Genomic DNA, 25,794 nt, shown 5'->3' on the forward strand with positions numbered 1-25,794 from the left:
TCGGTCGGAAAGGGAACGATGAGCGACCATCGGAAGCCGACGGAGGGAGACAGCGGAATTGGGTCCAAGGGCGGGCGGGGAGAGGAGCGGGCCGGTGCGTCCCGGATATCCGCGGATCCGCTCGAGTTGATCGACCACTGTCTTGCCGCGTTCCCGGACAGTGATCCCCGCCGGAACATTCTGTACAAGCTGCGTCACCTCATCCTGCTGAACGCCGCGGCCCAGGAGCAGCGCGAGGCGGAGTTCAAGAAGCTGAGCGACGTGGTCGCCAAGCTGACTGCGCCGGCGAACCGCATTGGCATCTTGTTGGAGCTGCCCGCCGAAGGATTGGCCCGCATCGCAGTCGGCGGGTCGGAGTATTACAGCACGGTGGACCCGCGCGTCCCGGCGGACGACCTCAAGATCGGCGCGCAGGTTCTCGTCAACGAAGCCTACGCTGTGATCAAGGCGTTGGGTTACGATCGCAGCGGCCCCGTCCTCAAGGTGACGGAGACCCTGTCGGACGGCCGCATTCGTTTCGAGCAGGAGCCGGGGAGGCAAGCGCTGATCCTGTTGCGGTCGAGCGATCTGATCGGCACGGACTTAAAGGTTGGCGATGAAGTGCGGATCGATCCCAGCCATCGGATCGCGATCGAGCGCCTCGAAGACCGGAAGACTAAAGCGCACGTGCTGGATGAAGTGCCGAAGGTCACCTGGGACCAGATCGGGGGGCAGCGAGCCGCGATCGAGGCGATCCGCAAGGCCATTGAATATCCGCTGCTGCACGCCGAGACCTTTCGGCGCTATCGCTTCACTCAGCCCAAAGGGTTTCTGCTGTACGGACCGCCCGGGTGCGGCAAGACCTTGATCGGTCAGGCCGCCGCGGCCAGCCTGTCGAAATTGGCGAGCGAATCGACGAGCGTCGAATCCGAAATTGAGTCAGGTCGGCTGCCGGTGACCGGGGGGGTCTTTTTGCACGTCAAAGGTCCTGAAGTGCTCAATATGTGGCTGGGCGAGTCGGAGCGCATCGTTCGTGATCTGTTCGCGCAGGCGCGGGCCCGGCGTAAAAAAGGCCTGCTGCCGTTCATCTTCATCGACGAGGCGGAATCGATTCTCGGAACGCGGCGGTCGATGCGAGCCTTCAACATCAACAATACGCTCGTGCCCATGTTCTGCGCCGAAATGGACGGAATCGAATCGCTGCGCGACGTGGTCATCATTCTGGCTTCGAACCGTCCGGACCTGATCGATCCGGCCGTGCTCCGGCCCGGGCGGATCGACCGGAAGATCAAAGTCGCCCGCCCGAACCGCGAGGCGGCGGCCGAGATTTTGAGAGTCTATCTCACGCCGGATCTGCCGCTCGATCCGGCGCTGGTGATGGCTCACCAAGGAGACCGGGCGAAAGCCTGCGAGGTGCTGATTGCCGCCGTCGTGGAAGCCGTCTTTCGGCGCAGCGACGAGAACCGGCTGTTGTCCGTCCGGCTCCGCAGCGGACAACACAAGGTGCTGTATCGCGGCGATCTGGTCAGCGGCGCGATTCTCGCCTCCATTGTCCAACGAGCGAAAGAACGGGCGATCGAGCGGGCGGTTCAGGGCGCCACCGGGACCGACGCGCAGGGGATCACTGCCGAGGACCTCCTGGAGTCCACGACCGCCGAATATCGAGAGGGCGAAGTCCTGCCGCCGGACGACGCGGCGGAGGAGTGGCTGAAGCTGCTGGATCACCATCCAGAACAGGTGGTCGGCATTGCGTCGTTCCGGCGCGGGCGGCTCGCCGAGGAACGGTTAATCGGCCAGATTATTTAAAGGCGGGGTTTCTCGCTCAGCACTCGCAACCCATCCTATGCGCTTATTCGGCATCGAGACCGAGTACGGGATCACGCGCGCGGACCTGGACACCGTTGACCCGGTGGTCGAATCGATGGAGTTGGTTCGGGCACATCTGACCGGATCATTCGAGAGAAGATGGGATTACAGCGGCGAAGATCCCCACGAGGATGCGCGTGGATTTCGCGTATCTGGGCTACAGCAGGATAAAGAAGAGGAGGAATTTGGCCAGCGTGACACCCGTCGGCCCTTTTCGTTCCACGAGATGAAAAGTGACGTGGTCCTCCCCAACGGTGCACGGTTCTACAACGACCATACCCACCCGGAATATTCAACGCCGGAGTGCCGGACGTTGCGCGATCTGGTCGCCCATGATCGGGCGGGCGAGCGGATCGTGCGCGGTGCAGCCATCCGACGGAACCGCGCGCTGGGTGGCCCGCACGTTCAGCTTTACAAGAACAACACCGATTTCCACGGCCACAGCTACGGCTGCCACGATAACTACCTGGTGCCGAGGGCGATCCCGTTTGCGGCTCTGGCGGCTGGGCTGTTGCCGTTTCTGGTCAGCCGGCAACTGCTCGCCGGCGCAGGGAAGATGGGGGTCGAGACGCCGGGTTCGGAACTCCGTCGCGGGAACTTTCAACTCTCGCAGCGCGCGGATTTCATCGAGACCGAGTTGGGCGTGGACACGATGCACAACCGGCCGATCCTGAACACGCGCGACGAACCCCATGCGGATCGGACGAAATACCGTCGCCTTCATCTGATCTTGGGCGACGCCAACATGTGCGAATATGCGACAGCGTTGAAAGTCGGAACGACGAGGCTCGTCCTGGAGTTGATCGAGTGCGGGACGGCGCCGGTGCTGGAATTGGACCGACCCGTCGAGGCGGTCAGGGCCCTCTCGCGGGACCCGGGTCTCAAAACGGTGGTCCGGCGCAAGTCGGGCGGCACCATCTCCGGCTGGGAGCTACAGGAGGCGTATTGTCTTGCCGCCCGGGACACATTCGCCGGCCGAGATGCGGAGACCGACTGGGTGCTGAGGGAATGGTCTGAAACGCTCAGGCTGCTGTCGGGTGATCGTTTACGGTTGGTCGGTAAACTCGACTGGGTGACCAAGCTCTGGCTTCTGGAAACCTTTGTGCAGGAAGAACGGCTGAGTTGGGATGATCCGTGGCTGGTCAGTCTGGATCTAGAGTACCACAACCTCGACCCTGAGCGGGGTCTGTATCTTGGACTGGAAGCCGAGGGCAGGACAACCCGTGTCGTGACCGATTCGGAAATCGAAGCGGCGGTCGACACTGGACCCGCCGATACGCGGGGCGGCATTCGCGGGTTGTGCGTCCGTCGGTTCCCCGATCGGATCAAATCCGTCCAATGGGAACGCATTGGATTCGCCGGAAGGTTGTCGCCTAAGACACTCGATCTGAGCGATCTCTTTGAACCGGAAGAGGTGAAACGCCTTGCCGACATCTTGCGGGGATCGGCTTCACCCGACGAAGCCTTAGCAAGGTGGAACCAACGAAAGGAATATGAGTCATGATTCACCACGCGATGTTCGAGCGACGTGAACGGCCGTTCGATCCGATACCGAAACCGGTCAGCCCGTCGGAAGAAGACGAGGGTCCCAAACGGCTGGAGCCAGGGTCGCCGGAAAAAGACAACCTGCTGAAACGGATGCGCAAGGTGGATCCGAAACAGGCTGAGCGTTATCGGCAGCGGACAGGGCAGTAGATGAAGTGTAGAGTTCTGAATGCTGGATTCTGAGTGTATGATTCAAGACCCCCAGAGCTGGCAACTTGGCGCTCACAACCTGGGGTATAGGACCAAGGTGAAGCGATGGGTATGGAAGGCGATTTCCTGCAGTTGCTGAAAGATCGCGGGTATCGGTTCGGAACCGCGGGTGCCGGCGGCGAGGGAAGTGGGGCGGGGCCGTCGACTGCGATCGTGTGTGGGACGACGATTCTGGCGATGAAGTATCGGGACGGAATCCTGGTCGCCGGAGATCGTCGGGCCACGGCCGGCAACACGGTGATGTACGACCGGACCGACAAGGTACTGGAACTGGATCGCCACAGCGTGATGGCGATCGCGGGCGTGCCGGCGACGGCTTATGAGATGGCCCGTATTCTGGAGCATTCGTTCAAGTACTATCGCCGCACGCAGTTGCAGGAATTGAGCTTCGAAGGCAAATTACGCGCCGTGTCCAAGTTGCTGAAGGAAAACGTCGCGGCCGCGTTGGCCGGCACCGGCGCCGTCGCCCCCATCTTCGCCGGCTATGACATCGAACAAGGGACGGCCAAAATTTTTTTCTACGACATTCTCGGCGCGGAGTTCGAGGGGGTGGAATACGCGGTCTCCGGTTCCGGGTCGCCCACGATTCGCGGCATCCTCCATTATCTGAACACTTGGGGCGCCCAGCCGCTGAGCGCGCAATCCGAAGAAGAGGCGACGACCCAGGCGCTGCGCCTGCTGACCTGCGCGGCGGAATTCGATTCCGCGACGGGCGGGGTGAACCATGAGGCGAATCTCTATCCCGTCGTGAAGCTGATCACGGAAGCCGGTGTGCAGACCGTGCCGGAGAGCCGGCTCAAGCCCCTGTATGAAGGGAAGGTGGCGCGCCGTGTTTGAAGAGCCGTATCGATGGGTCGAAGCGGTCGGCAATCGTCGGCAGTATCTCGACGAGCAGTTCAAGCGGGGCAGTCCAGTCGTGGCCCTGTCCTATGCCGACGGTATTTTGCTTTTGACGGTGAGTCGCGGAACGCCCAAGCTCTACGAAATCTACGACCGCATTGCACTGGGCGGGATGGGCCATCCGGCCGATTTGGAGAAGCTGCGGTTCAGCCTGCTGGAGATGGCCCATGTCGAGGGGTTCAACCGTTCACCCTCGGACGTGACCGGCGCGCGCTTGATGAAGTACGGTTTGGCCCCGACCATCAAGCAGGCGTTCGAAGAAGTGTTCAGGGCCCCGTTTATCGTGAAAATTCTAGTGGCCGAGTTGGGGCTCAGACCCGGGCGCGATGCATTCCTGACCGTCAACTATGACGGTGTGTTTGAAGAGGCGACGGGGTGGGCGGCGTTGGCGGCCACCCCGGCCATTCAGGCCGAAATGGGAGCCTATCTCAGGCAGGAATGCGATCTGGCCTCGGCCTCGCTGGAACAGGCCGTCTCGAGCGCGGTCTGCGCCTGGGCGGTGGGTTCGCTGGCGCAGATTCGGGAACGGACCGAAGACGATCCAAGCGAGGAGCGATCCGGTCAATCAAAAGACGTTCAGTCTGCGCCGGCGCCGCTCGACAAAGGCCGGCTGCTTGCTCATCTGCGGGAAACAGTGGCCGAAAAAACGATCGAGTGCGCCGTCTTGGACCGCGGAGCCCCCGGGTCCTCCAAGTATCGCCCGCTCAAACCGGACGAGATCGGGCGATTGCTGCCCCGTGAACTGAAGAACCTCACACGTGAGGAGTCACGATAGCGCGTGAGACGCGGTGGAACGTGTCTCGGGCGGCGCGTTTCATGACGCGGCACGTGTCACGCATCATTCTGCGGCCATGCTGAACCGCATCTTCGGCCTCGAAACCGAATACGGCCTGCTCATCCATCAGGATCGCCCGGCTTACTCGCCCGCGTGGCTGGCGCACCGCATCCGCGATCATCTCTTTCGTGTTCAGCGGCGCGGCGTGTTGGATCTCCATCATCGTGGCCACGATGAACCGCCCGGGAACGGAGGGTTTCTCACCAACGCCGGCCGGATCTATCTGGACATGGGCCACCTCGAATATGCCTCGCCTGAGTGCGGCAGCTTGACCGATCTGGTTGCTTCGGATCGGGCCGGCGATCGGATTCTACAGACGGCACTCGAGGACCTGGGGCTGGTCGACACGGTGTCGCTGATCAAGAACAACATCGATCACGAAACCGACGCGACTTTCGGTTCCCATGAAAATTATCTCGTCTCGCGGCGGTTCCCGTTTTCGCGCCGGGGGCTTGCACCGTTGATCACCTTTCTCGTCACCCGCCAGATTTTTACCGGCGCCGGACGGGTGGGCGCCGCCTGTCCCCAGGACGGGTGGTTCCAGCGGGATCGGCTGATCGTGCCGCGGGCGGCCATCTCGTCTCATCGACATTCATCGGCGCTGGCTTTTCAGATCTCCCAGCGGGCGGATCACATCGTGAATGACTTTTTCGAGTGGGTCCAGCAGAACCGGGCCATCGTAAACACCCGCGATGAACCCCTAGCCGATCCGAACCAATTCCGTCGCATTCACCTGCTGGTGGGGGATTCCAACATGGCGGAGTATGCAACGGCGTTAAAGATGGGCACGACCGGTCTGGTGCTCCAGCTCATAGAGGAGGGCCATGCTCCCAAGGGATTGGACGTTCAGGAGCCGGTGGAGACGCTGCAGGAGATTTCCCAGGATCAGGATCGGCGATGGCTGGTAACATTAACGTCGGGCAAAACGATGTCCGCCGTCGAGATTCAGGAGCGCTTTCTGGAAGCGGCCCAAGAACACTGCAAGGGACAGGATGAGGAAACCGATTGGGTGTTGGAGCAATGGGAACAGGTCCTTACCGACCTGCGCGGCGACTACACGAAACTGATCGGGCGCGTCGATTGGGCCTCCAAATTGTGGTTGCTCGAGACGTTCCGGGAGGCGGAGCGGGTTGAGTGGAACGATCCGATCATGAAGAGTCTGGATTTGGAATATCATAACCTCCATTCGGACAGAGGACTGTACTGGGGGCTCCAGGAGGAAGGGCGGGTCGCGAGGCTGACGACTGACAAGGCGGTGGAACTGGCGCAGGCTCGCCCGCCGAGAAATACACGCGCCTTCGGGCGGGGAGAGTTGATCAGCCATCTGCTGGCCTGTGGTCCCTCGCGGGAGCCTGATGACTCCAGGCCGGAGGAACGGGACTTTCCCGCCTATGTCATCAATTGGTCGATCTTCCAACTTCGGGGCCGGCCACCATTCCCCATGCCCGATCCGTTCAAGACCTATGTGCAAGAAGTGCGGGCCCACCTCGCCGATTGAACACGTTGATAAGAGTGGCCCACGTGGGTCGGACGCATGAGCGCTCCATTTCTGACCGTCCTCACCGAAAAATCCGCGAGCCGAGCGATTCTCTAACTCGTTGATTTGCCGTACTTGGACAGCCCTTCCGGATCGAGTGCTAAGATTCTCCCGACACGGCAAAGGGATCGCTTTTGCGGCCGCGAAAAAGCCGATGGTAAGTGCAGCAATGAGAACAAAGAGCAAGGAGGATGCATGATGACGGAAGACATTTCGAACATGAAAACCAAAGGTTGGATTGTGCAATATGGTGTGGCGATCATCCTGGCATTGCTGCTGGGCGTGATCCTGGGTCATCTTCCGCTGTTCACGGGGACGACGCTCGGAGTCGCCAAGCTCAAAGCCTCCGATGTGGCTCAGTTCCTGGGTTACGGGGGCGCACTGCTGATGTTTTGGTTGTTCGGGCGCCACGCTACCCTCCATTTCCCGGAAGAGTGGAAGAGGTTTTCACCGTTCCGGGAGATGATCCTGCCGGCCACGACGTTGATTGTCGTGACCGCGGGATATGGCGTTCTACTGCTGGTCTGTGGCCCGTTCCTGGGGAAAACCGGCAAGACCATCTACAATTGGCTGTTCGTGGCGGGGATTGTCGCCGTGGCGGTCTGGCTGGTCGCGACGTGGTTTCTGAAAAGCGCGCCGTTGCTCGGCTCGCTGGAGATCCAGAAGAAAGGGAAGCGCCAGCCGGCCTGATCCGGCGTGCGCTCTTTGCGGTCTCTCTTGAGTAGTGTCGCGGGTGATTGACGTTGGCTGAAAGATCCGATCTCGCGCCGTGCCGTCGCCCTTTCCCTGTCGGTCCCGCAGAGCGTCTGACTCATTGCCATCCTCGGGGCTGTTCGCATCCACGCCTCAGGATGCCCGGAAGTCACGGTTCTTCCATCCTTTATCTGCATCATCTACGGCGGCCTTTCCGATACCCTGGTTCCTTGAATGCATGCGCCGACAATTAACTACGTAAGAATTTCGCGCGGCGCTTGCTGAGTTAAAACTTGACTCTGTACGGGGCTGTTGTAAGAAAGGAGCAGTCACTTGAAGGACACGGCTCTGGAAGCGCAGGTTGGAGGACCACCCGCAATGCCCGTGGAAGAGCGCCGGCCTCAGTATGATCCGAAAAGTTTGCTGAATTCCCAGCCGGTCATTATCACCGTTATCGATCCGGTGACCTATCGGGTTCAGTTTCAAAACGAGACCGGCCTGCGGAAGTTCGGCGACATTTCTGGGGAGCCTTGTCACGAGAAGATCGCCAATTGCGTGGCGCCCTGCACTTTTTGCCGGATGCCGGAAACGGTGCGCACCGGAGAGAGCACGTGCAATGAGGTGCCGCTCCCGAACAACCAATATCTTCTCGTCCAATGGTCGAAGGTCATGACAGTGGACGGGCAGACCCACGTCGTGGAGACGATCACGGATATTACCGAACGAAAACGGGTCGAACAGGCGTTGCAACAGGCCCAAAAGATGGAAGCGATCGGTCGGCTGGCCGGAGGAATCGCGCACGACTTCAACAACCTGTTGACGATCATCAATGGCTACAGTCAGCTTTTGAGCGACGAGTTGGCCCATCATCCCTGCCGGAAAGACCTGGACATGATCCGTCAGGCCGGCTCGCGGGCTGCGGCGCTGACCAAGAAACTTTTGGCCTTCAGTCGGCACCAGGTCCTGGGACAGAAGCCGCTGGCGATCAATTGTCTGATTCGGGATATGGAGGAGATTTTGCGTTGCTTGATTGGCGAGCAAATCAAGATCGTGACCTTATTGAATCCGGAGGTTGGTGAAGTGTTGGCCGATCCGGTGCAATTGGAGCAAGTCGTTCTGAACCTGATCATCAACGCGCGCGATGCCATGCCGGAGGGGGGGATCGTGACGATCGAAACTTGCAACGTCCAGTTGGACGACGAGTACGTGCGCCGGCATCCAGGGGCTAAGCCCGGTCGCTATGTTGCGATGTCCGTACGGGACACCGGCTGCGGCATGGACGCGGCGACTCAAGCGCGGCTGTTCGAACCGTTCTTCAGTACGAAGGAGATGGGAAAGGGAACAGGGCTCGGGCTGGCGACGGTGTACGGGATCGTCAAGCAAAGCGGCGGCTACATTGAGGTGTCCAGCGAAAAGGGCCGTGGATCGGTCTTCAAAGTCCTCCTGCCGCGGGTCGAGATCGAGGTTCGGGGTGTCCAGGCGCTCGCCGTTTCGGAGCGGTCGGTGGAAGACCGCAAAACCGTGCTCGTCGTCGAAGATGAAAGCGGGGTGCGATCATTCATTGCGACGATTCTCCGCGCCCAGGGCTACCGCGTCCTCGAAGTGTCAGACGGCGTCGAGGCGCTCAAGGTCATGCAGACGCAAGCCAACGAGTGCCGGTTGGTTGTTACCGATGTGATCATGCCCCGGATGAACGGGCCGGCGTTGGCGCGACACCTTGCAGCGTTTATTCCCGATCTCAAAGTGCTCTTTATCTCCGGATACACCGGCGATACGGTTTTGGCCAACGGAGTGAGCGAGCAATCCGAATTCCTTCCCAAGCCGATCCTGCCCCACGTGTTGGCGGACAAGATTCAGAAGATCTTCTGCAACTGATCCGGTGTATCGCTTTGCCGGCCGGTTCGAGGATAGCCAGGAGCCGCGCACTGCCGAATGTCTAGCGTTCTAGACCAGGCCGGTGCGAGTCTGCGCCGAGCTGCACCGCGGACAGCGGCGGTGTGCGTCGCCCGGGTGTGCAGTCGCGTCTCAGTTTGGTCTCGTCCTCAATGGCCGAAGAGGGAGCTTCGGTGTCGGGACTTGGTGCCTTTGCGATAATCTCTACCAGGCGGTTTTCTGCCCAATAGGAATCTTCATTCGGCGTGGAGCGTTGAAAAAACCCGCAGTGTCCCCCATATCGTGGGGCGATTAGCTTGATGCGCGGATTGCTGCGCAGGGCAGGCGCCTGAAACATGGCGTAGGGGATAAAAGGGTCGTCTTGTGCGGTCAGGATGACGGTCTGCACGCGGATCTGTGCGAGCACATGCCGAGCGCCGGCGCGCTCGTAGTACTCTGCGGCATTGTGATAGCCACCGTCCGGTGCCGTGTACCGATCGTCAAATTCGCGCATCGAGCCGATGGCTCGTAAATCCGACAAGTCGAACTTGTCTGGAAACAACGTCGCCTTGCGTCGCATCCTGGCTTTGAGACGTTTTAGAAAATACGAGTGATATAGGCGATTAGAGGGGTGTTCCAGCGCGGTGACGCAGGCCGCCGGATCGATGTTAGGACAGACAGCCAACACGCCTTGCAGCGCGGGGAAATCGGCTCCCGCCTCGCCGGCCGTTTTCAGAACCAGATTGCCTCCCATGGAGTAGCCAACTAGCCAGATATCCGGCAACCCGTCGACCGTGGCCAGTTCCTTGATCACCGCCTGGTAATCCGCACTGAGCCCGCTGTGGTACAACGTTGGGGTCAGGGATTCGGTTCCTCCGCAGTTGCGTTGATTCAAGCGGACGGCGTTCAGGCCGGCCCGCCAGGCCTTGGCGGCGATCCCTCGCATGTAGTGTGATTCACTGCAACCTTCCAACCCGTGTACGAGCACGACGGTCCGGCAGGTTTTCTTGTTTCGTTGCCAATGACAAAACCCGAGGAGTTTGGTGTCTTTTGCGACGGAAAAGAGCCGCGCCTCTGTCGGCACGTTGCGCAAAAGGTCTCGGCGCGGCCACAGATGCGGGACGATGGTCATGGCATGGGCGTTTCGAAGCAAAGGGTGAGGCTCAAACGGAAGAAGACCGCCTAAGGAATCCATTGAAACGCGGAAGCCTCAAGACCGTCTTCCGGTCTTGCGTGGGATGATCTCAGAAAGGAATGGCTCCCCGGGCAGGACTCGAACCTGCGACCAATCGGTTAACAGCCGACCGCTCTACCAACTGAGCTACCGGGGAATTCATATCTGGAGACACACGGAACGCATTGTAGCACAAACCGCGGCGGCCTGGGAGGATTAAGGGAAGTCAAGGGAATGGTTCCCTCGATCTACACGCTGAAGTCCTCGGAATCGTCTTCGTCGTCCGAGGCGTCGGAATTACCTTCGGACAGCGCGGCGTAATGGCGGGCCCAGCTCAGATAGATGTTCCCGCTGTCCCGCATCGCATCGGCGCCTTTAGCCAGCTTGCCGGCTAATTCCGGGTCCTTACCTGTGGCCTGGATTTCGGCCGCCCGACGTTCCAACGCTTCAGGAAATTCCTTCAGCAAAGTCGAAATTTCCATGATCAACGACCGCACAACGTTGTCTTCGCTTTCCATCATGGCGTGCCCCGTGGAAACTCGTCCAACAACAAAAAACCCCATAGCGCGAGCGCCATGGGGTTTTCCAATGTGATACAGAGGCTCGTGCAGGATCAGCCCTGGTAGGCCTGGCCCAGGGCTGCGGATTCGCCTTTTCTCGACAGCAACTCCCCGTTGGCGCTGACTGCGCACATTTGGATGGCCTGGTGTTTAGCGGCATTGCAGACCACGACACACAGTTCACAGCCTTTGCAGCGGTTAATATTCACTTCGGCGACCATTTTAGCGACATTGAGATCGAGGCAATTCGCCTCCGGACAGTACATGATGCATAGGCGACAGCCTTTCTTGGCCACGCACTTCTCTTCAATCACTTGCGCGACGTTATACATGCGTCAAGGTTCCTTTTCCGTTAGGCCGCCACCGGGAAGCCGACGCGCAGCTCGACATTGTTTTTGTCCGCCCATTCGGCCGCCAGCTCGTATGCGCGCTTGACGGTTGCGAGGTTCTTCTGCAGCAGCATTTCTTTCTTGGCGAACTTTTTCTTGATCGCTTCATCCAAGGACGCCGTTCCGCCGGAGGCCACGAATTTTTTCCCAAACCGCTCCTGCAAGGCGCCATCGAGGGCTTCCAGCGTAACACACCGGGTGATGCCGGCAACCGATCCGATCATGGTCATGTTGGTCGACAATTCGGTGCCGGCAATCTCCAGCGCGATCTGCGTCCCCTTGATGTAAAACACCGCCACGTTCAGGTCCTTCAGGCGTTGAATATCTTCCTCGGACAACAACGGGACGTCCGAGTTGATGATGACCACTCCGTTTTCCTTGATGCCAGAATAGAATGGCATGGTGTAGCTCTTGCCCATCGTGATCACTTGAGGATGAAACACTTCGATCACGTCGGGAAATACGAGCTCGCCGCGATCATAGATGCGTTCAACCCCGATGCGGCAGTAACTCTCGGCCGGTGCCATCCGTTTCTCCGCGCCAAAAAACGGGTTGGAAATGGCGAACTTGCCATCACGGTTCGCCGCCATAGCCAATACGTGGGCGGCGGTCACGGCGCCCTGCCCTCCCAAGCCCGACATCCGGATATTCAGTCTTTTCTTGATCATGTCCGTCCTCCCCGACCTGTCCGCCCGGTTTGATTAAGCTTCCTGGGCGGCCAACTGTTTCGCGGCTGCCTTCTTTTCCTTTTCCTTGGCGGCCAGTTCGGCCAAGAACTGTTTGGCGGCGTCGCTCACATATTCTTTGTAAGCGAACCGCTCCGTCGGTTTTTCCGAGTCCCGCATTTCCTGGAGTCCTTCCATGCTGTTCTTGCCGATCTCCAGGATGCATGGGGTGTAAAACTGGAGATAGGTTGGACCGATCTCGCGAGCCACGAACACGGCGTTCCGGACGACCTTTTCCACCAACGAGGGTTTGCTGACCGTGCATTGGACGACATAATGGCAGCCGGATTCACGGGCGATCTCCGGCAATCGCACTTTTTCAAACGTCTTCCCGACCGGCGCCATCTTGGCGACAAAACCCTTCTGCATCAAACCGCTTTCTTGGCCTCCAGTGTTGGCATACAGTTCGTTATCGAAACAGATTGTGGTGAACTTCTCCTGGCGGAACCAGGCTTGGAGCGTCATGTCCAAACCGATGTCCACTGTCGCGCCGTCGCCCGCCAACACGACGACGTCCTTGATTCGACCTGGAAATCGGAGCGTCAGCGCGCGCTTAAGACCCGACGCGATGGCATTTTGATTGCCGAACAACGAATGGATGTTGTGCACGGCCACATGAGGAAACACCAGGCTGGTACAGCCGGTTGATCCCACCATGACCGTGTCTTCAGGATTCGGCAGGGACGCCAGGATGTACCGGAAAGCCATGGATTCGGGGCATCCGGCGCAGAGCGAGTGCTCTTCGATCAGTTCCTTGGAGGTTCCGATATCCTTCCACCCCCGGTCTTCCTTGCCGTACGTCGCCCGGTGTACCAAATCCTGATACTCGGGCGGCATGATATCGAAGAATTCCGGCGCGATTTTAATTCGCTCTTTGCTCATGGATGCCTCCTCTTCGTCTTCAGGAGAGCGAGCGGCCAACAGCCGATAGCCCGTCGCTTCAAACTGTTGTCTGCTCGGTATCAGCTATTTGTTGCTCAGCTGCCGCGCCCGGCCAGCGATATGGCCCGCATCCCCAATGTCGTCTTGATTTCAGATACAATGATTTCCGGCGGCATGGTCATGCCGCCGCAGACATGGGGCCCAGCGTGCACACGATCGCTGTTGGGAATTGTGGCCCGTATTTCCTTGGCCAACCATCCGGTGACATTGAACTCCGGCACAAAAATGTGTTTGGCGTGCTTTGTTGCCTCGCGAATTTCCTCTCCCGGCCAGGGACGCAATGTCTTGATCTTCACCAATCCGCAGCGCACGCCCTCATCTTCGAGCAAACGGATGGCTTCTCGGCCCTGCGACACGGCGGTCCCGGACGACACAATGACGATGTCAGCGTCCGTGTTTTCCGCGTCGATCAAACCGTTAAGCCAGCGGATCGTGTGTTTCCGCGACCGCTCCACCGCCGCCCACACCTCCTGCTGCCAACTCGCGTGCGTCGCATAGCTAATGTAATTGCTTTTCATCACGAAGGGATCGCGCATCATCCGGACAGGTGGGCATTCCATGTCCATGCAAGGCACAGGCGAGCGATAAGGGTCGTAAGGCGGCAGACACATGTCTGCCGGGGTCAAATAGACCACGTCCTTGGTGTGTGTGACGAAGAAGCCGTCGCAGCAGAGCGCCAACGGCAAGTGGACGTCCGGCTCCTCCGCGACCATATATCCCTTCAAAATCCAGTCGAAAAAGTCCTGTGCCGTCTCGGCATGCCACACCAACATGCCCGTATTCAAGAGATAAGCGATTTCCAGCGTATCCGGTTGAATCGAAAGTGGCGAGTTGATTCCACGACAGGTGACGATCATCTGAATCGGCAGCCGGGCCCCGGCCCACATTGGAAAGTTCTCCATGGCCCGCATTGTTCCGGGACCGGCGGTGGTCGTGAACACTCTGGCTCCCCCGAATGCGGCGCCCGCGCACTCCGACATGACCGCGAACTCGCTCTCTCCCCGGAAGTAGTCGCCGACGTAGCCTTCGGCGAACAACTCGCCGATCAGCGCCGCCGCTTCGCTCTGAGGCGTAATCGGATAGGCGATCATGATGTCACAGCTCGCCCGACGGATGGCTTCCTTGATGACTTCGCTCCCGGTGAAAAACGAGGGTGTGCGCGGGGCCTCGTGCAGCATGTACCAGGGATCTGTGTATGTTTGACCCTTTTTGTTCTGTGTCCCGATGACCGACTTTCCCTCAGCCATGGCCCCCGCCTCCTTTCTCCGCAGCGAACGCTCAAACATTCATTTCAGTTTGAGGCCGTGCTCTTGACCGATGCCAAACGTGGTTCGACTGTTCCTTTCAATTTGCGCACCCATTCGGCCAAGCGCATGATTTTCTCAGGCGTCGCATCACGAAACGACAGCATGGCGTCTTCATGGCCCGCCTGGGCGCACATGGCAATCGTGTAGCAGGATGTCCCGCCCCGGATGATTTTCAACGACAAATTCGCCTGATGGCAGTGAACGCCGACGAACATGCAGCAGTCGATCTTGTTGTGCCAAATCGTGAGGTTCGGATGGTTGGGATTGATTTCAATTTCCGGATTGATCTTGGGGTATTTCGGCCGGTAATCGGGCATTGGAATCAGCATGGGTTTCTGGCCCGGCTGAACGCACTCTCTGAGAGTTTCGTAGAGGTGCCGAATAGCGGTCGCCTTTTTGGCCGCTTTCTCGTTCCATGCCCAGAGTACGAGGGGACCAGGAAAGATCGTCGGGACCTTCGCCATCAGGAACTGCCTGGCAGCCTCTTCCATCGCCTGTTCTTCAGGAACGATGACGCCGTTGATATGGGCTTCTCCAGGGTTCGGAAGCTGAATACCCATGGTGGCCGCTGCAGGGGGCAGAAAATGCTCTGGTCCGGGAAGGACGCGATAGTGTTGGTTCATTCCAGCTTCTTCTCCTCAGGCGAACATGAAAGCAATTTGACGGTCTAACGCCACTCTATGCCGTTTCCATCTACTACCGCAAGACAACAGAAGGCCCACCATAAAGAAATTTTGGGCTACGGGAACGGATCCCTGTAGGTCTTTGGAACTAAGAGTGCGCGCCGGAGCGTGAATGAGCTAAGGCCGCATTATAGCTGGCGTTCTTTCAGACTGTCAATCGTGGACAGGCCCACACGCGTAAGCGCCATCACTGCGCTTCGCAAAAGTGATAGAGGGGGAAGCCCTTCTGTGCCTTTCCTTCATGCACGTTTTTGCCTCACTGGGTGAACGGTCTTCGTTTTCCGGCCAGTTGAATCAAGGTAGCCGCTGGCAAGCGATCGTAGAGCCCAGAGCGCAGGCGCGCTCAAAGTCGTCCTTGGCCAACCGACCCAACATTAGTCCCTGATAAAGCTTGGCGCGGCGTAGAAAGGCGTCTTTATCGGTGGGATCCGCCCGCACGACAACGGAAAGGTCCTCGATGGCGCGTTGGGGCTGTTTCAGCCTAGTGTAAATCTCGCTACGCAGCAGGTACGCCTCCTTTTGGTAAACCAGCCAACTGTCGCCAAACGCAGCCCCGAGGAGCTTGTCCAAGGTGGCCAGCGCCTGAAGCCACTGCTTGGCGGCGGCCTGCTTCCTGGCGAGGGTGGTATACAGTGTGATGAGCCGTTGTCGAGCGAGGTCGAAGAGAGGATCGATCTCCAAGACCCGTTCGTAGTCTTTGGCGGCTTCTTCCGCGTTCTTGTGCCAAGTCAGAGTATCTCCGTGTCCTAGAAGAGCCCAGGTATTGTTCGGGTCGAGCGCCAAGGCGCGATCGAAGTCAGCACGCGCACGCTCAAGATAATGGGGCAATTCATCCGGCTTGGGTTTGCGCGAGAAAGCGAGGGAAGCGATGTGCAAGTAGGTCTGACCTCTCACGATGTACGCGTCGATAAACTGATCATCCGCGCTGACGGCCTGCGTGGCCAAGTCGATCTTTCGGGAAAGGTTTTGCGCACTGATTGCCGATCGTACCAGCTCGCTGGCACGCTGTCGGTTCTGGGACTTCGGCGCCGATTCAATCAGCAACGTGCGCACTCCTTGTGCCTCTTTCCGCAGTTCATTCAATTGCGCGCGGAGTTGCGAATTTTCCCGCTGAAGTTCGCGGTAGTTTGCGGCCAGTTGGCGCTCGGATTGCAACCGCTTGATGGCCTCTTCGAGCTTATCGAGGTTGACGACCGCGCGAATCTTGACTCGGAAGACCGGCCGGTCTCCCTCGAACGTCCGGTGTGATTCGAGGACCTCCGTTTCGGTGACGGCAGCCGAGATCGTTCGCACCTCGAGAGCATTCATCCGAGAGGTTTTGCTGCCGGAAGTCTTTTCTATATCCACAAAGAGGGACTCGAGGTACACGCCGGCTTCTTCGACCGCTTTCCGCTTCGCTCTCAACAGCACATTCGCCTCCGCACCCGCCAGGGTATCACCATCGCCCATGACATAGCTTGCCTCGGCGACAATGACCTTCGTTGTCCCAGCCAGAACAGGGGAGCCGAAAAAAAGCGCCGCGTACACGCAACCCATCGCGCAGCTTTTGGCGAAGAACGTCCACCCCATCATGATTCACCCATTTTTATTACTATCTACGTTCGACTGAGCGAGGAAACAATCTATGGGAACGGGGAAGGACTAGCGGACATCATTTTTCGCACTATGGGAAGACTTGCAGGAACGGGTGTACTTCGACCCGCTCGAATACGCCGTGGACGGTGTAAGGATCCTCCCGTGCGAACTGTTCGGCTTCCTCTTGCGACTTCGCTTCGATCACGATCAGGCTGCCGGTTTGATCGGTCAGCGGGCCGGCCAGAATGACTCGTCCCTGGGCATTCAGCGGCTCGAGCCTTGCTAGATGGGCAGGACGGTGGATGTTGCGTTTAGCTTGGCTGTCCGGACCGTCGAATCCGAGGATGACGAACTTCATGTACCTCTCTGACAGGAGTCGTGTCACATGGCGTCAGCTGCGTACTTCAGCGGTGCGGACCGTCAGGGAACAGGGACGGAAGTGACACTTATTTATTACGAACCGAAGGTCTCGAGGGGGTGGCGATCCTTATATCCGCGCGTCACTTCATGCCACCAGCGGATCTCGGATTCTCCGAGCTTCCAGCAAAGGTAGACGATTCGACCGTCTAGCAGATAGGGAAAATCACAGAGCCCCAGATCGATGTCCTTGACCAAGACGCCCATTTCCTGGACCGCGTGAAGACTTTCACCGATCTGCTGCAGGGCTGTAATGTACAGGGCGCCGAGCGGGCTGCCACCCGCCGCCTCTGCGTTCGCGCTGGCTTTTTTGATCTCGTCTTTTGTACGGATGAGGATTGCCTTTCCTTGCTTGATTGCAGTCAAATAGTCACGCAATTGAGGAAGCAGTCGATTGGCTTCGGACAGGGTAAAGATGCGGTTCTGGTTCTCGCTTTCGTCGCGGTCGGCCATTATGAACCCCCAATGTTTTTTTTAACACAGCGCCGAAGCGAGGTTCAACACTGTTGGATCGGCGCGACATGGCGGACGGATGATCGACTGATGATCATGGCCGGCAGCCCATCTCATTCTCATTTGTTGAGTCAGCGGGTCTCTGTGGCCCAGGCAGCCTGGGAGACTGGGTCAAAGAAGGAGGAAACGACTATTGACAAGGTGAAAGGCGAGCGTTATCATTTGATCAGCTTTCCGGTTCGATAGAAGGTTACCTCTTCCCCCGTTCAGCTTTCCGGGGCCCGTCTCGAACCAAGCCGATTTTATCGTAGTTGCCCAGGCGAGTTTCCATGTCAGACGTTCCCGAGTTTGAGGGAGCAGTCGACATTCAGCGAGTGAAAATCCGGACACGATAACCCGAAGACACGTTCATCCTGCGCGGATCATCCTCGCCAGTCCAACTGACATCATCAACGACGACATGCGCTTCGTTCATGTGGCACGCTGAACGGACATTATTCTTAAAACTCGTTGCTGAAGCGAGGCTGAGCGAGCCCGTCAGCCTCGGAACGTAACATGGCAAGGGGGAGAACATGCATTTGGCCGAATTAAAGCAAAAAACTATTGCCGAACTGAACGAGGTAGCGCGGGAACTCAAAATCGAGGGAGCAGCCAATCTCCGGAAGCAGGAGCTGATTTTCGCGATCCTGCAGGCGCAGACCGAAAAAAACGGCGTCGTGTTCGGAGAAGGCGTATTGGAGACGCTCCCCGACGGTTTTGGCTTCCTGCGGGCGCCAGACTCCAATTATTTGCCGGGACCCGACGACATCTACATCTCCCCTTCGCAGATTCGTCGCTTCAACCTTAGGACCGGCGACATCGTCTCCGGGCAGATTCGGCCTCCCAAAGAGAGTGAGCGGTACTTTGCGCTGCTGAAAGTCGAAAAGGTCAATTACGAGGACCCCGAAGTTGCGCGGGACAAGATCCTGTTCGACAACCTGACTCCACTCTATCCGGAGGAACGCATCAACCTCGAGTTCGATCCGGAAGAGTACTGCACGAGGGTCATGGACCTTATCACCCCGATTGGCAAAGGGCAACGCGGATTGATTGTCGCCGCGCCGCGAACCGGAAAGACCATGTTGTTGCAGGCAATCGCCCGAGCGATTCTGAAGAACCATCCGGAAATGACCGTGATCGTGTTGCTGATTGATGAGCGTCCCGAGGAAGTCACCGATTGGCAGCGGCAGGTCAAAGCCGAGGTGATCAGTTCCACGTTCGACGAACCGGCCCAGCGTCACGCGCAAGTGGCCGAAATGGTGCTGGAGAAGGCCAAGCGGCTGGTGGAACACAAGCGTGACGTGGTGATTCTGCTTGACAGCATCACCCGGTTGGCCCGCGCCTACAACACCATCGCGCCGCCGAGCGGCAAGGTGCTCTCAGGCGGTCTGGATTCTAATGCGCTGCAGCGTCCGAAGCGGTTTTTCGGAGCGGCGCGGAACATCGAGAACGGGGGAAGCTTGACCATTATTGCGACCGCCCTGGTCGACACGGGCAGTCGTATGGACGACGTCATTTTCGAAGAGTTTAAGGGCACCGGCAATATGGAGGTGCATCTGGATCGGCGGTTGGCGGACAAGCGCATCTTCCCCGCGATTGATATCAGCCAGTCCGGAACTCGGAAGGAAGAATTGCTGGTGGATCGGGACCGGCTCAACAAGATGTGGATTCTCCGAAAAGTGCTGAGCCCGTTGGGGACCGTGGAAGCGATGGAGTTTCTCATGGACAAAATCCAGGGGACCAAGACGAATCAGGAATTCCTCATGTCCATGAATCGGTAGAAAGAGAGGCCCCTCAGCGGCGGCTTTCGGCACGCACCGGAAATCCGCTGCGCAAGCTGACGACTGGTTGCCGATCACTAAAAGCTTCTCACAGGAGCACATATGAAAAAAGGCATTCATCCGGTCTATCGAGAGGCGACGGTGCACTGCGCCTGCGGGACGACGTTCAAGACCAGATCCACCGTCGGCAACATTAACGTCGATATCTGTTCGAGCTGCCATCCGTTCTTCACGGGCACCCAGAAGATCGTAGATACCGAAGGCCGTGTGGAGCGGTTCAAAAAGAAGTACGCCAAGAAGGCCAAGTAAGCACGCGAAAGAAGCAGCCTATGCTGCTCTATCGGACAAAGCGCTTCGATGACCGGAGCAGGTCATGGCTCAGATGCCAGCTGCCGAGACCAAGGAAACGAGACTGCTCTCCAAGTGGGAGGCGGTCGCCGTCCGGTATGAGGAACTGACCCATCAGCTCCAGGATCCCTCCGTTCTCAACCAGCCGGCCCTCATCCGCAAGCTCAACAAAGAGCGCGCTGCAATCGAGGAACTCGCCCAGCTTTTCAACGTCCGGTGCGATCTCGTCAGGCAGCTCGAGGAAGCCGATCAGATTCTCAACGATCCCCATGCCGGGACCGACTTGCAGCAGTTGGCCGCGGAAGAAGCGCGGGTGTTGCGGGAACGGCGGAAGGCAATCGAAGAACGGGCCTTCGGATTGCTGGTGCCGAAAGATCCGCGCAACGACAGGAACACCTTCGTGGAGATTCGGGCCGGAACAGGCGGGGACGAGGCGGCGTTGTTTGCCGGCGACCTGCTACGGATGTACGTGAAGTATGCCGAGCGCAAGGGCCTGCGCGTGGAAGTAGTGGAAGCGTCGGAAACCGGCATTGGAGGATATAAAGAAGCCGTTTTGTTGGTGGAAGGAAAGGGTGCCTACGGCTACTTCAAGCACGAAGCGGGCGTCCACCGGGTGCAGAGGGTGCCAGTCACCGAGGCGAGCGGACGGATCCATACCTCCACGGTGACCGTCGCGGTGATGCCCGAAGTCGATGAGGTGGAGGTCCATATCGATCCCAAAGATCTCCGGATCGACACCTTCTGTTCCTCGGGGGCCGGAGGGCAAAGCGTCAACACGACCTATTCGGCGGTGCGCATCACCCACATCCCGACCGGCGTGGTGGTGACCTGCCAGGATGAGCGATCTCAGCTCAAGAATCGCGCCAAAGCCATGCGGACTCTGCGGGCGAGGATCATGGAAGCGGAACGCGCGAAGCAGGAGGCCGAAATCGCCCAGGATCGCAAGGCCCAAGTCGGGAGCGGCGAACGGAGCGAGAAAATCCGAACCTACAATTTCCCCCAAAATCGCGTCACGGACCATCGGATCGGGCTCACTCTGCACAGGCTGGAACAAGTGCTCGATGGAGATCTCGACGAGATTGTCGACGGGTTGCGTGCGGCCGAGGCCAACGCCCTGGCGGCGGAGACGTAATGGAGTCGATGGCTTCTTCCGCTGCAAGCACGGACGGCGTTACATTGGCGACGCTGCTTCAGGATGGTCGTGCGATGCTGGCGAACGCCGGCGTCGAGTGGCCGGAGCAGGAAGCCGTCTGGATTTTGGAAGCGGCGCTGAAGACGCCGCGGCTGGCCCTCACGCTCGATCGAACTCGCTTCGTCAGTCCGGCCGAACTTGCCGCGGCGCGGGCGTTGTTTGCGCGACGAGCCGCACGCGAACCGCTGCAGTACTTGCTCGGCTCGCAGGATTTCTGCGGGCTGGAGTTTGAAGTTGATCCCTCCGTTTTTATTCCAAGGCCGGAAACCGAGCTTTTGGTCGACGAACTCGCGCGTCGCCTGCGGGCGGACGAACCGGTGCTGGTTGCCGACATTGGAACGGGATCCGGGTGCATGGCGGTGGCGGCTGCGCGAATGCTTCGATATGCCTCCGTGTACGCCGTCGATCTCTCCGAAGCCGCGCTGCAGGTGGCCCAAAGAAACATTCGCCGGCATGGGGTCCAGGCGCAGGTGACCTGCCTGTGGGGCGATCTGTTCAGGCCGTTACGCGCCCGTGGATTGACTGGTGCGTTTTCTGCGATCCTGTCGAACCCTCCCTATATCGCCGATTCGGAGATCGATGGCCTTCAGCCGGAAGTCCGGCTGTTCGAGCCCCGTCTCGCGTTGTCGGGCGGCCCGGATGGACTGAATTACTACCGTCGGATTTTGAACGAAGCCTGGGAGTGGCTGGCTCCCGGAGGGGTGCTGATCCTGGAAGTCGGGCAGGGCCAGGCTGGCGCAGTCCGCGCAATCGCCGATCGCCTCAACCGGTATAGGATCATTAGCATCAGGCGGGACATGGCGGGGATCGAGCGGGTGGTCTGTGTGGAACCGAAGAATTAAGCTCGAGGCGCGAGGCTGAAAGGCAGAGCGGAGCATGGATAGTATCGTCATCACCGGTGGGAATCCGTTGTGCGGCGAAGTCCGAGCCAGCGGTGCCAAGAACGCCGCGCTGCCGATTCTGGCCTCGACAATTCTCGGGGGGGACTGCACGGTCTCCAATGTGCCCCATGTCGTGGATGTGAGGACGATGGGGCGATTGCTGGAGATCTTGGGCGCCTCGGTCAAACAGGAGGGGGATCATGTTTCCATCAACGCGGACCGGCTGCTTTCGACCGAAGCGCCGTATGAGCTGGTCAAGACCATGCGCGCTTCCGTGCTGGTATTGGGCCCGTTGCTCGCCCGCTGGGGCGAGGCCACCGTGTCGCTGCCGGGCGGCTGCGCGATCGGATCGCGTCCGGTCAATCTCCATCTTGCCGGTCTGGCTAAACTGGGTGCAGAAATCTCGATCGAACACGGGTACATCAAGGCGAAGGCCCAAAAGCTGAGAGGAACGCGGATCTACTGCGACGCACCGACCGTGACCGGCACTGAGAATCTGATGATGGCCGCTTGTGTCGCGGAGGGGATCACCGTCATTGAAAACGCCGCGAAAGAACCTGAGATCGTGGATCTGGCCGAGTTTCTTGTCAAACGAGGAGCGCGCATTGTGGGAGCTGGCACCGACATCATTACGGTCGAAGGGGTGGCGGCTTTGCACGGGGCCGATCATCGGATCATCCCCGATCGCATCGAAGTTGGCACCTACCTGATCGCCGGAGCCATTACGGGAGGCGAGGTTCGTGTAGAGGGCTGCCGTCCCGACCACTTAGAAGCGGTGCTTATCAAATTGCGCGAAAGCGGACTCGACGTCGCCGAAGACAGAGACAGTGTGAGCGTGAAGGCCGGGCGCCGTCCGCACGGCATCGACGTCAGGACCTGCCCCTATCCAGGATTTCCGACTGACATGCAGGCTCAGATGGTGGCCTTGATGAGCGTAGCCCAGGGAACCAGTGTGATTACGGAAACGGTGTTCGAAAGCCGGTTCATCCACGTGGAGGAATTGCGGCGCATGGGCGCCAATATCAGAGTGGAGGGGAACCGGGCTGTAGTGACCGGGCGAGAGCGGCTGACGGGAGCACCGGTGATGGCATCAGACCTGCGCGCCAGCGCTGGCCTAGTCCTGGCGGGCTTGGCGGCGGAAGGCGTTACGGAAGTCTCTCGGGTCTACCATCTGGATCGCGGTTACGAACGGATGGAAGAAAAATTGCGGTGTCTGGGAGCTGTTATCGAGCGGAAAAAAACCGGGATGGACGGCGTCGGCGCAAGGAAGGGGACATGCTGACCATCGCCTTGTCGAAGGGGAAGCTGCTGGAGCCGACCCTGAAGCTGCTCCGGCGGGCGGGTTACGCCAGCCCGGGCCTTTCAGCGGAAAGCCGTCGGCTGGTCTATGCCTGTCCAGGGCGTGATATGACCTTGCTGATCGTGAGGCCGAGCGACGTGCCGACCTACGTGGAATACGGGGCCGCCGACGCGGGAATCGTGGGCAAGGACGTGCTCTTGGAGCAGGATTGCGATGTGTACGAGCCGTTGGATTTACGCTTCGGAGCGTGTAGAATCTCGGTCGCCGCGCTGAGGGGCCGGGAATCGCGAACCCGACTTTCTTCCAAGATCAGGGTTGCGACCAAGTATCCGAACATCGCTGAACGGTATTTCAACCGGATGGGGATCCCGGTTGAAATCATTAAGCTGTATGGCTCAATTGAGCTGGCCCCGGTGGTGGGCTTGGCCGACCGCATTGTCGATCTGGTCGAGACCGGGAAGACGCTGAAAGCCCATGATTTGACCGAGGTGGAAGTCATTGCGCGGTCCACGGCGCGGCTGATTGTGAACCGGGCCAGTCTGAAGATGAAGCATGAGGCGCTGACGGAGTTCATTTCCCGGTTGCGCTCGCAGGCTCCGTCGAACAGCCAAACCATGCGGTCAGGACGCAGCCGACGACTGTGCTGAGCGAGGATGTTCTTTCTGGCTTAGACAGGAGCGCCAAGATGAAAATCATCGCCGCTTCCGATCGAGCTTTCGCTCCGGCGCTCAAACGTATTACCTCCCGCGGACGTCTCTGCGGCGGAGCCGTCGAAAAGAGCGTGAAAACGATCTTGCAGGCGGTGGAGCGAGGTGGAGACCGGGCGCTTTTGTACTATACGAAAAAGTTTGACCGGGTTTCACTGGGACCGGCGGATATTCGGGTCACGCCCGAAGACATCAAAGAAGCTTACTATCACATCCGGAAGGAGGAGGGCGACGCGTTGCGTTTCGCGGCGCAACGCATTACGGCCTTTCACGAGCGTCAGCGGACGAAGACCTGGATGTATCAAGACAACGGGGCGACGCTAGGCCAAACCGTGACGCCGCTGGACGCCGTCGGCATCTACGTGCCGGGAGGCAAAGCCGTGTACCCGTCCTCGGTCCTGATGTGCGCCATCCCTGCGAAGGTTGCCGGCGTCAAACGGGTGGCGATGTGCACGCCGACGCCGAAAGGCAGAATCAATCCCTATCTGCTGGTGGCGGCCGACATCGCGGGGGTGGACGAGATCTATCGCGTCGGAGGCGTGCAGGCGATCGGCGCGCTGGCCTACGGAACCAAGACCATCCCCCGCGTCGACAAGATCATAGGGCCGGGTAATGTCTATGTCGCCGCCGCCAAGCGCATGCTCTACGGCACGGTCGGGCTTGATATGGTGGCGGGGCCGAGCGAACTGCTGGTGATCGCCGACGACGACGCCAAGCCCGCGCACGTCGCGGCCGATCTGCTCTGCGAAGCCGAGCACGACGAGGATGCGCAGGTCTATCTCGTGACCACCTCCGAGCGGCTGGCCAAGGAAGTCGTCCGTTTGGTCGAGGCGCAGGTGAAGAAGTTGCGGCGAGAGAAGATCGCGGCCAAGTCGATTGCCCGCCACGCCGTCGCCTTTGTCGTGACCACGCTGGATGAGGCGATCGACCTGGCCAACCAGATCGCGCCGGAACATTTGACGCTCTCGGTGGACCGGCCGTTCGATTACCTAGAGAAAGTCCGCCATGCCGGTGCGCTGTTTCTTGGCCGCTATACGCCGCCTGCGGTGGCCGACTATGTCGCGGGTCCGAATCACGTGTTGCCGACGGGCACGACCGCGAAATTTTTCTCCGCGTTGTCGGTGAACGATTACGTGAAAATGAGCAACATCGTGCATTACACGCGGGACGAACTCGTCAAGGTAAAAGAACAACTGATACGGCTCGCCCACATCGAAGGGTTCGACGCCCACGCCAAATCGGCGGAAAGCAGGTTTTCATGACGAGCGCGGGAGCCCCTCGGCGGGCCTCGGTTCAACGAGCGACCGCGGAGACGCAGGTCCTGGTCGATCTCCAGCTCGACGGGACTGGACAGGGCACGATCAGTACGTCGATTCCGTTCCTGGATCACATGCTGACGTTGCTGGCCAAGCACGGGTTTTTCGACCTGACCGTTCAGGCTAAGGGCGATATCGACATCGACGACCATCACACCGTCGAAGACGTCGGCATCGTTCTGGGCGACGCTCTGAAGCAGGCACTGGGAACGAAGGAAAGGATCCGGAGATTCGGCTGGGCTTCGGTGCCGTTGGATGAAACACTGGCGCAGGTGGCGGTCGATCTCAGTGGACGGCCCTATCTGGTCTATCGGGTTGATCTGCCGGAACGCAAGATCAAGTCGTTTGACCTGGGTTTGTTCGAAGATTTTTTTCAAGCCTTTGTCGCGCACGGCGCACTCAATCTGCACGTCAATGTGCTCTATGGCCGCAATCCCCACCATATCATGGAAGCCGTCTTCAAGGCGCTGGCCAAGGCGCTGGACCAGGCCGCCTCCATTGACGACCGGATCGCGGGGGTGCCTTCGACAAAAGGCCACTTAACGTAACACGTTCCGCCGCGCGTCAC

General features: G+C 59.2%; 26 protein-coding genes and 1 tRNA gene. 16 read left to right on the plus strand and 11 right to left on the minus strand.

Annotation, left to right across the window (positions count from 1 at the left end):
* Positions 1-18: 18 nt before the first annotated feature.
* The 8 genes from ACWHTU_RS03950 to ACWHTU_RS03985 all read left to right on the plus strand — a co-directional run bounded on the left by ACWHTU_RS03950 (position 19) and on the right by ACWHTU_RS03985 (position 9,440).
* Entirely contained in the window at positions 19-1,785 is a 1,767-nt protein-coding gene (locus ACWHTU_RS03950) for an AAA family ATPase (RefSeq protein ID WP_447861837.1), read from the plus strand.
* 37 nt (positions 1,786-1,822) lie between these two features.
* The gene (locus ACWHTU_RS03955) at positions 1,823-3,349 is read left to right on the plus strand and encodes a proteasome accessory factor PafA2 family protein (RefSeq protein WP_447861838.1); all 1,527 of its coding nucleotides are present in this window, start codon (positions 1,823-1,825) and stop codon (positions 3,347-3,349) included.
* Positions 3,346-3,540, plus strand: coding sequence for a ubiquitin-like protein UBact (locus ACWHTU_RS03960; protein ID WP_447861839.1), 195 nt, complete (start codon positions 3,346-3,348; stop codon positions 3,538-3,540). The genes ACWHTU_RS03955 and ACWHTU_RS03960 overlap by 4 nt, the downstream gene beginning before the upstream one ends.
* Positions 3,541-3,645: 105 nt before the next feature.
* The gene (locus ACWHTU_RS03965) at positions 3,646-4,437 is read left to right on the plus strand and encodes a proteasome subunit alpha (protein ID WP_447861841.1); all 792 of its coding nucleotides are present in this window, start codon (positions 3,646-3,648) and stop codon (positions 4,435-4,437) included.
* Complete coding sequence (locus ACWHTU_RS03970; RefSeq protein WP_447861842.1) at positions 4,430-5,275, plus strand: proteasome subunit alpha; 846 nt, start codon at positions 4,430-4,432, stop codon at positions 5,273-5,275. Before ACWHTU_RS03965 ends, ACWHTU_RS03970 begins: the two co-directional genes overlap by 8 nt.
* 13 nt (positions 5,276-5,288) lie before the next feature.
* Entirely contained in the window at positions 5,289-6,833 is a 1,545-nt protein-coding gene (locus ACWHTU_RS03975; RefSeq protein ID WP_447861844.1) for a proteasome accessory factor PafA2 family protein, read from the plus strand.
* 234 nt (positions 6,834-7,067) lie between these two features.
* Positions 7,068-7,562 carry a hypothetical protein gene (locus ACWHTU_RS03980; protein ID WP_447861846.1) on the plus strand — a complete coding sequence of 165 codons (495 nt, stop codon included), beginning with the start codon at positions 7,068-7,070 and terminating at the stop codon, positions 7,560-7,562.
* Between the two features lie 336 nt (positions 7,563-7,898).
* A complete protein-coding gene (locus ACWHTU_RS03985) occupies positions 7,899-9,440 on the plus strand; it encodes an ATP-binding protein (RefSeq protein WP_447861848.1) in 1,542 nt (513 codons plus the stop codon).
* 61 nt (positions 9,441-9,501) lie between these two features.
* Here the strand turns inward: ACWHTU_RS03985 and ACWHTU_RS03990 are convergent, their stop codons facing one another.
* From ACWHTU_RS03990 to ACWHTU_RS04040, 11 genes are all read right to left on the minus strand, one after another.
* Positions 9,502-10,569: a YheT family hydrolase gene (locus ACWHTU_RS03990; RefSeq protein ID WP_447861850.1), complete on the minus strand. Its 1,068-nt coding sequence runs from the start codon at positions 10,567-10,569 to the stop codon at positions 9,502-9,504.
* A 123-nt stretch (positions 10,570-10,692) separates the two neighbouring features.
* A tRNA-Asn gene (locus ACWHTU_RS03995) sits at positions 10,693-10,768 on the minus strand.
* Positions 10,769-10,859: 91 nt separating this feature from the next.
* Positions 10,860-11,132, minus strand: a complete 273-nt coding sequence (locus tag ACWHTU_RS04000) for a hypothetical protein (RefSeq protein WP_447861852.1) — start codon at positions 11,130-11,132, stop codon at positions 10,860-10,862.
* 92 nt (positions 11,133-11,224) lie between these two features.
* Positions 11,225-11,503, minus strand: coding sequence for a pyruvate ferredoxin oxidoreductase (locus ACWHTU_RS04005; RefSeq protein WP_447861854.1), 279 nt, complete (start codon positions 11,501-11,503; stop codon positions 11,225-11,227).
* Positions 11,504-11,523: 20 nt separating this feature from the next.
* Entirely contained in the window at positions 11,524-12,228 is a 705-nt protein-coding gene (locus ACWHTU_RS04010; RefSeq protein WP_447861856.1) for a 2-oxoacid:acceptor oxidoreductase family protein, read from the minus strand.
* A 33-nt stretch (positions 12,229-12,261) separates the two neighbouring features.
* Positions 12,262-13,167, minus strand: a complete 906-nt coding sequence (locus ACWHTU_RS04015) for a thiamine pyrophosphate-dependent enzyme (protein ID WP_447861858.1) — start codon at positions 13,165-13,167, stop codon at positions 12,262-12,264.
* A gap of 95 nt (positions 13,168-13,262) precedes the next feature.
* Positions 13,263-14,474 carry a transketolase C-terminal domain-containing protein gene (locus ACWHTU_RS04020; RefSeq protein ID WP_447861860.1) on the minus strand — a complete coding sequence of 404 codons (1,212 nt, stop codon included), beginning with the start codon at positions 14,472-14,474 and terminating at the stop codon, positions 13,263-13,265.
* A gap of 44 nt (positions 14,475-14,518) precedes the next feature.
* The gene (locus tag ACWHTU_RS04025) at positions 14,519-15,157 is read right to left on the minus strand and encodes a carbon monoxide dehydrogenase beta subunit family protein (RefSeq protein WP_447861862.1); all 639 of its coding nucleotides are present in this window, start codon (positions 15,155-15,157) and stop codon (positions 14,519-14,521) included.
* A 354-nt stretch (positions 15,158-15,511) separates the two neighbouring features.
* Positions 15,512-16,789 (minus strand): hypothetical protein, encoded by a 1,278-nt coding sequence (locus tag ACWHTU_RS04030; RefSeq protein ID WP_447861864.1) that lies wholly within the window; start codon positions 16,787-16,789, stop codon positions 15,512-15,514.
* Positions 16,790-16,880: 91 nt separating this feature from the next.
* Positions 16,881-17,150 (minus strand): YciI family protein, encoded by a 270-nt coding sequence (locus ACWHTU_RS04035; protein WP_447861865.1) that lies wholly within the window; start codon positions 17,148-17,150, stop codon positions 16,881-16,883.
* Between the two features lie 95 nt (positions 17,151-17,245).
* Complete coding sequence (locus ACWHTU_RS04040) at positions 17,246-17,662, minus strand: DUF2203 domain-containing protein (RefSeq protein ID WP_447861867.1); 417 nt, start codon at positions 17,660-17,662, stop codon at positions 17,246-17,248.
* A gap of 572 nt (positions 17,663-18,234) precedes the next feature.
* On the opposite strand from ACWHTU_RS04040, the gene rho reads away from it, so the two are divergent.
* From rho to hisB, 8 genes are all read left to right on the plus strand, one after another.
* Positions 18,235-19,482, plus strand: a complete 1,248-nt coding sequence (rho, locus tag ACWHTU_RS04045) for a transcription termination factor Rho (protein WP_447861868.1) — start codon at positions 18,235-18,237, stop codon at positions 19,480-19,482.
* Positions 19,483-19,584: 102 nt separating this feature from the next.
* On the plus strand, positions 19,585-19,791 hold the full coding sequence (gene rpmE / locus ACWHTU_RS04050) for a 50S ribosomal protein L31 (protein ID WP_447861870.1): 207 nt from the start codon (positions 19,585-19,587) through the stop codon (positions 19,789-19,791).
* A 64-nt stretch (positions 19,792-19,855) separates the two neighbouring features.
* On the plus strand, positions 19,856-20,962 hold the full coding sequence (prfA, locus tag ACWHTU_RS04055) for a peptide chain release factor 1 (protein ID WP_447861871.1): 1,107 nt from the start codon (positions 19,856-19,858) through the stop codon (positions 20,960-20,962).
* An 8-nt stretch (positions 20,963-20,970) separates the two neighbouring features.
* Positions 20,971-21,864, plus strand: coding sequence for a peptide chain release factor N(5)-glutamine methyltransferase (prmC, locus tag ACWHTU_RS04060; RefSeq protein WP_447861873.1), 894 nt, complete (start codon positions 20,971-20,973; stop codon positions 21,862-21,864).
* 34 nt (positions 21,865-21,898) lie between these two features.
* Positions 21,899-23,185 carry a UDP-N-acetylglucosamine 1-carboxyvinyltransferase gene (gene murA, locus ACWHTU_RS04065; RefSeq protein WP_447861874.1) on the plus strand — a complete coding sequence of 429 codons (1,287 nt, stop codon included), beginning with the start codon at positions 21,899-21,901 and terminating at the stop codon, positions 23,183-23,185.
* The gene (gene hisG, locus ACWHTU_RS04070) at positions 23,179-23,850 is read left to right on the plus strand and encodes an ATP phosphoribosyltransferase (RefSeq protein WP_447861876.1); all 672 of its coding nucleotides are present in this window, start codon (positions 23,179-23,181) and stop codon (positions 23,848-23,850) included. Before murA ends, hisG begins: the two co-directional genes overlap by 7 nt.
* A gap of 38 nt (positions 23,851-23,888) precedes the next feature.
* The gene (gene hisD, locus ACWHTU_RS04075) at positions 23,889-25,172 is read left to right on the plus strand and encodes a histidinol dehydrogenase (RefSeq protein WP_447861877.1); all 1,284 of its coding nucleotides are present in this window, start codon (positions 23,889-23,891) and stop codon (positions 25,170-25,172) included.
* A complete protein-coding gene (gene hisB / locus ACWHTU_RS04080; protein WP_447861878.1) occupies positions 25,169-25,774 on the plus strand; it encodes an imidazoleglycerol-phosphate dehydratase HisB in 606 nt (201 codons plus the stop codon). The genes hisD and hisB overlap by 4 nt, the downstream gene beginning before the upstream one ends.
* Positions 25,775-25,794 lie beyond the last annotated feature (20 nt).

This window comes from Nitrospira calida, from assembly GCF_976986435.1.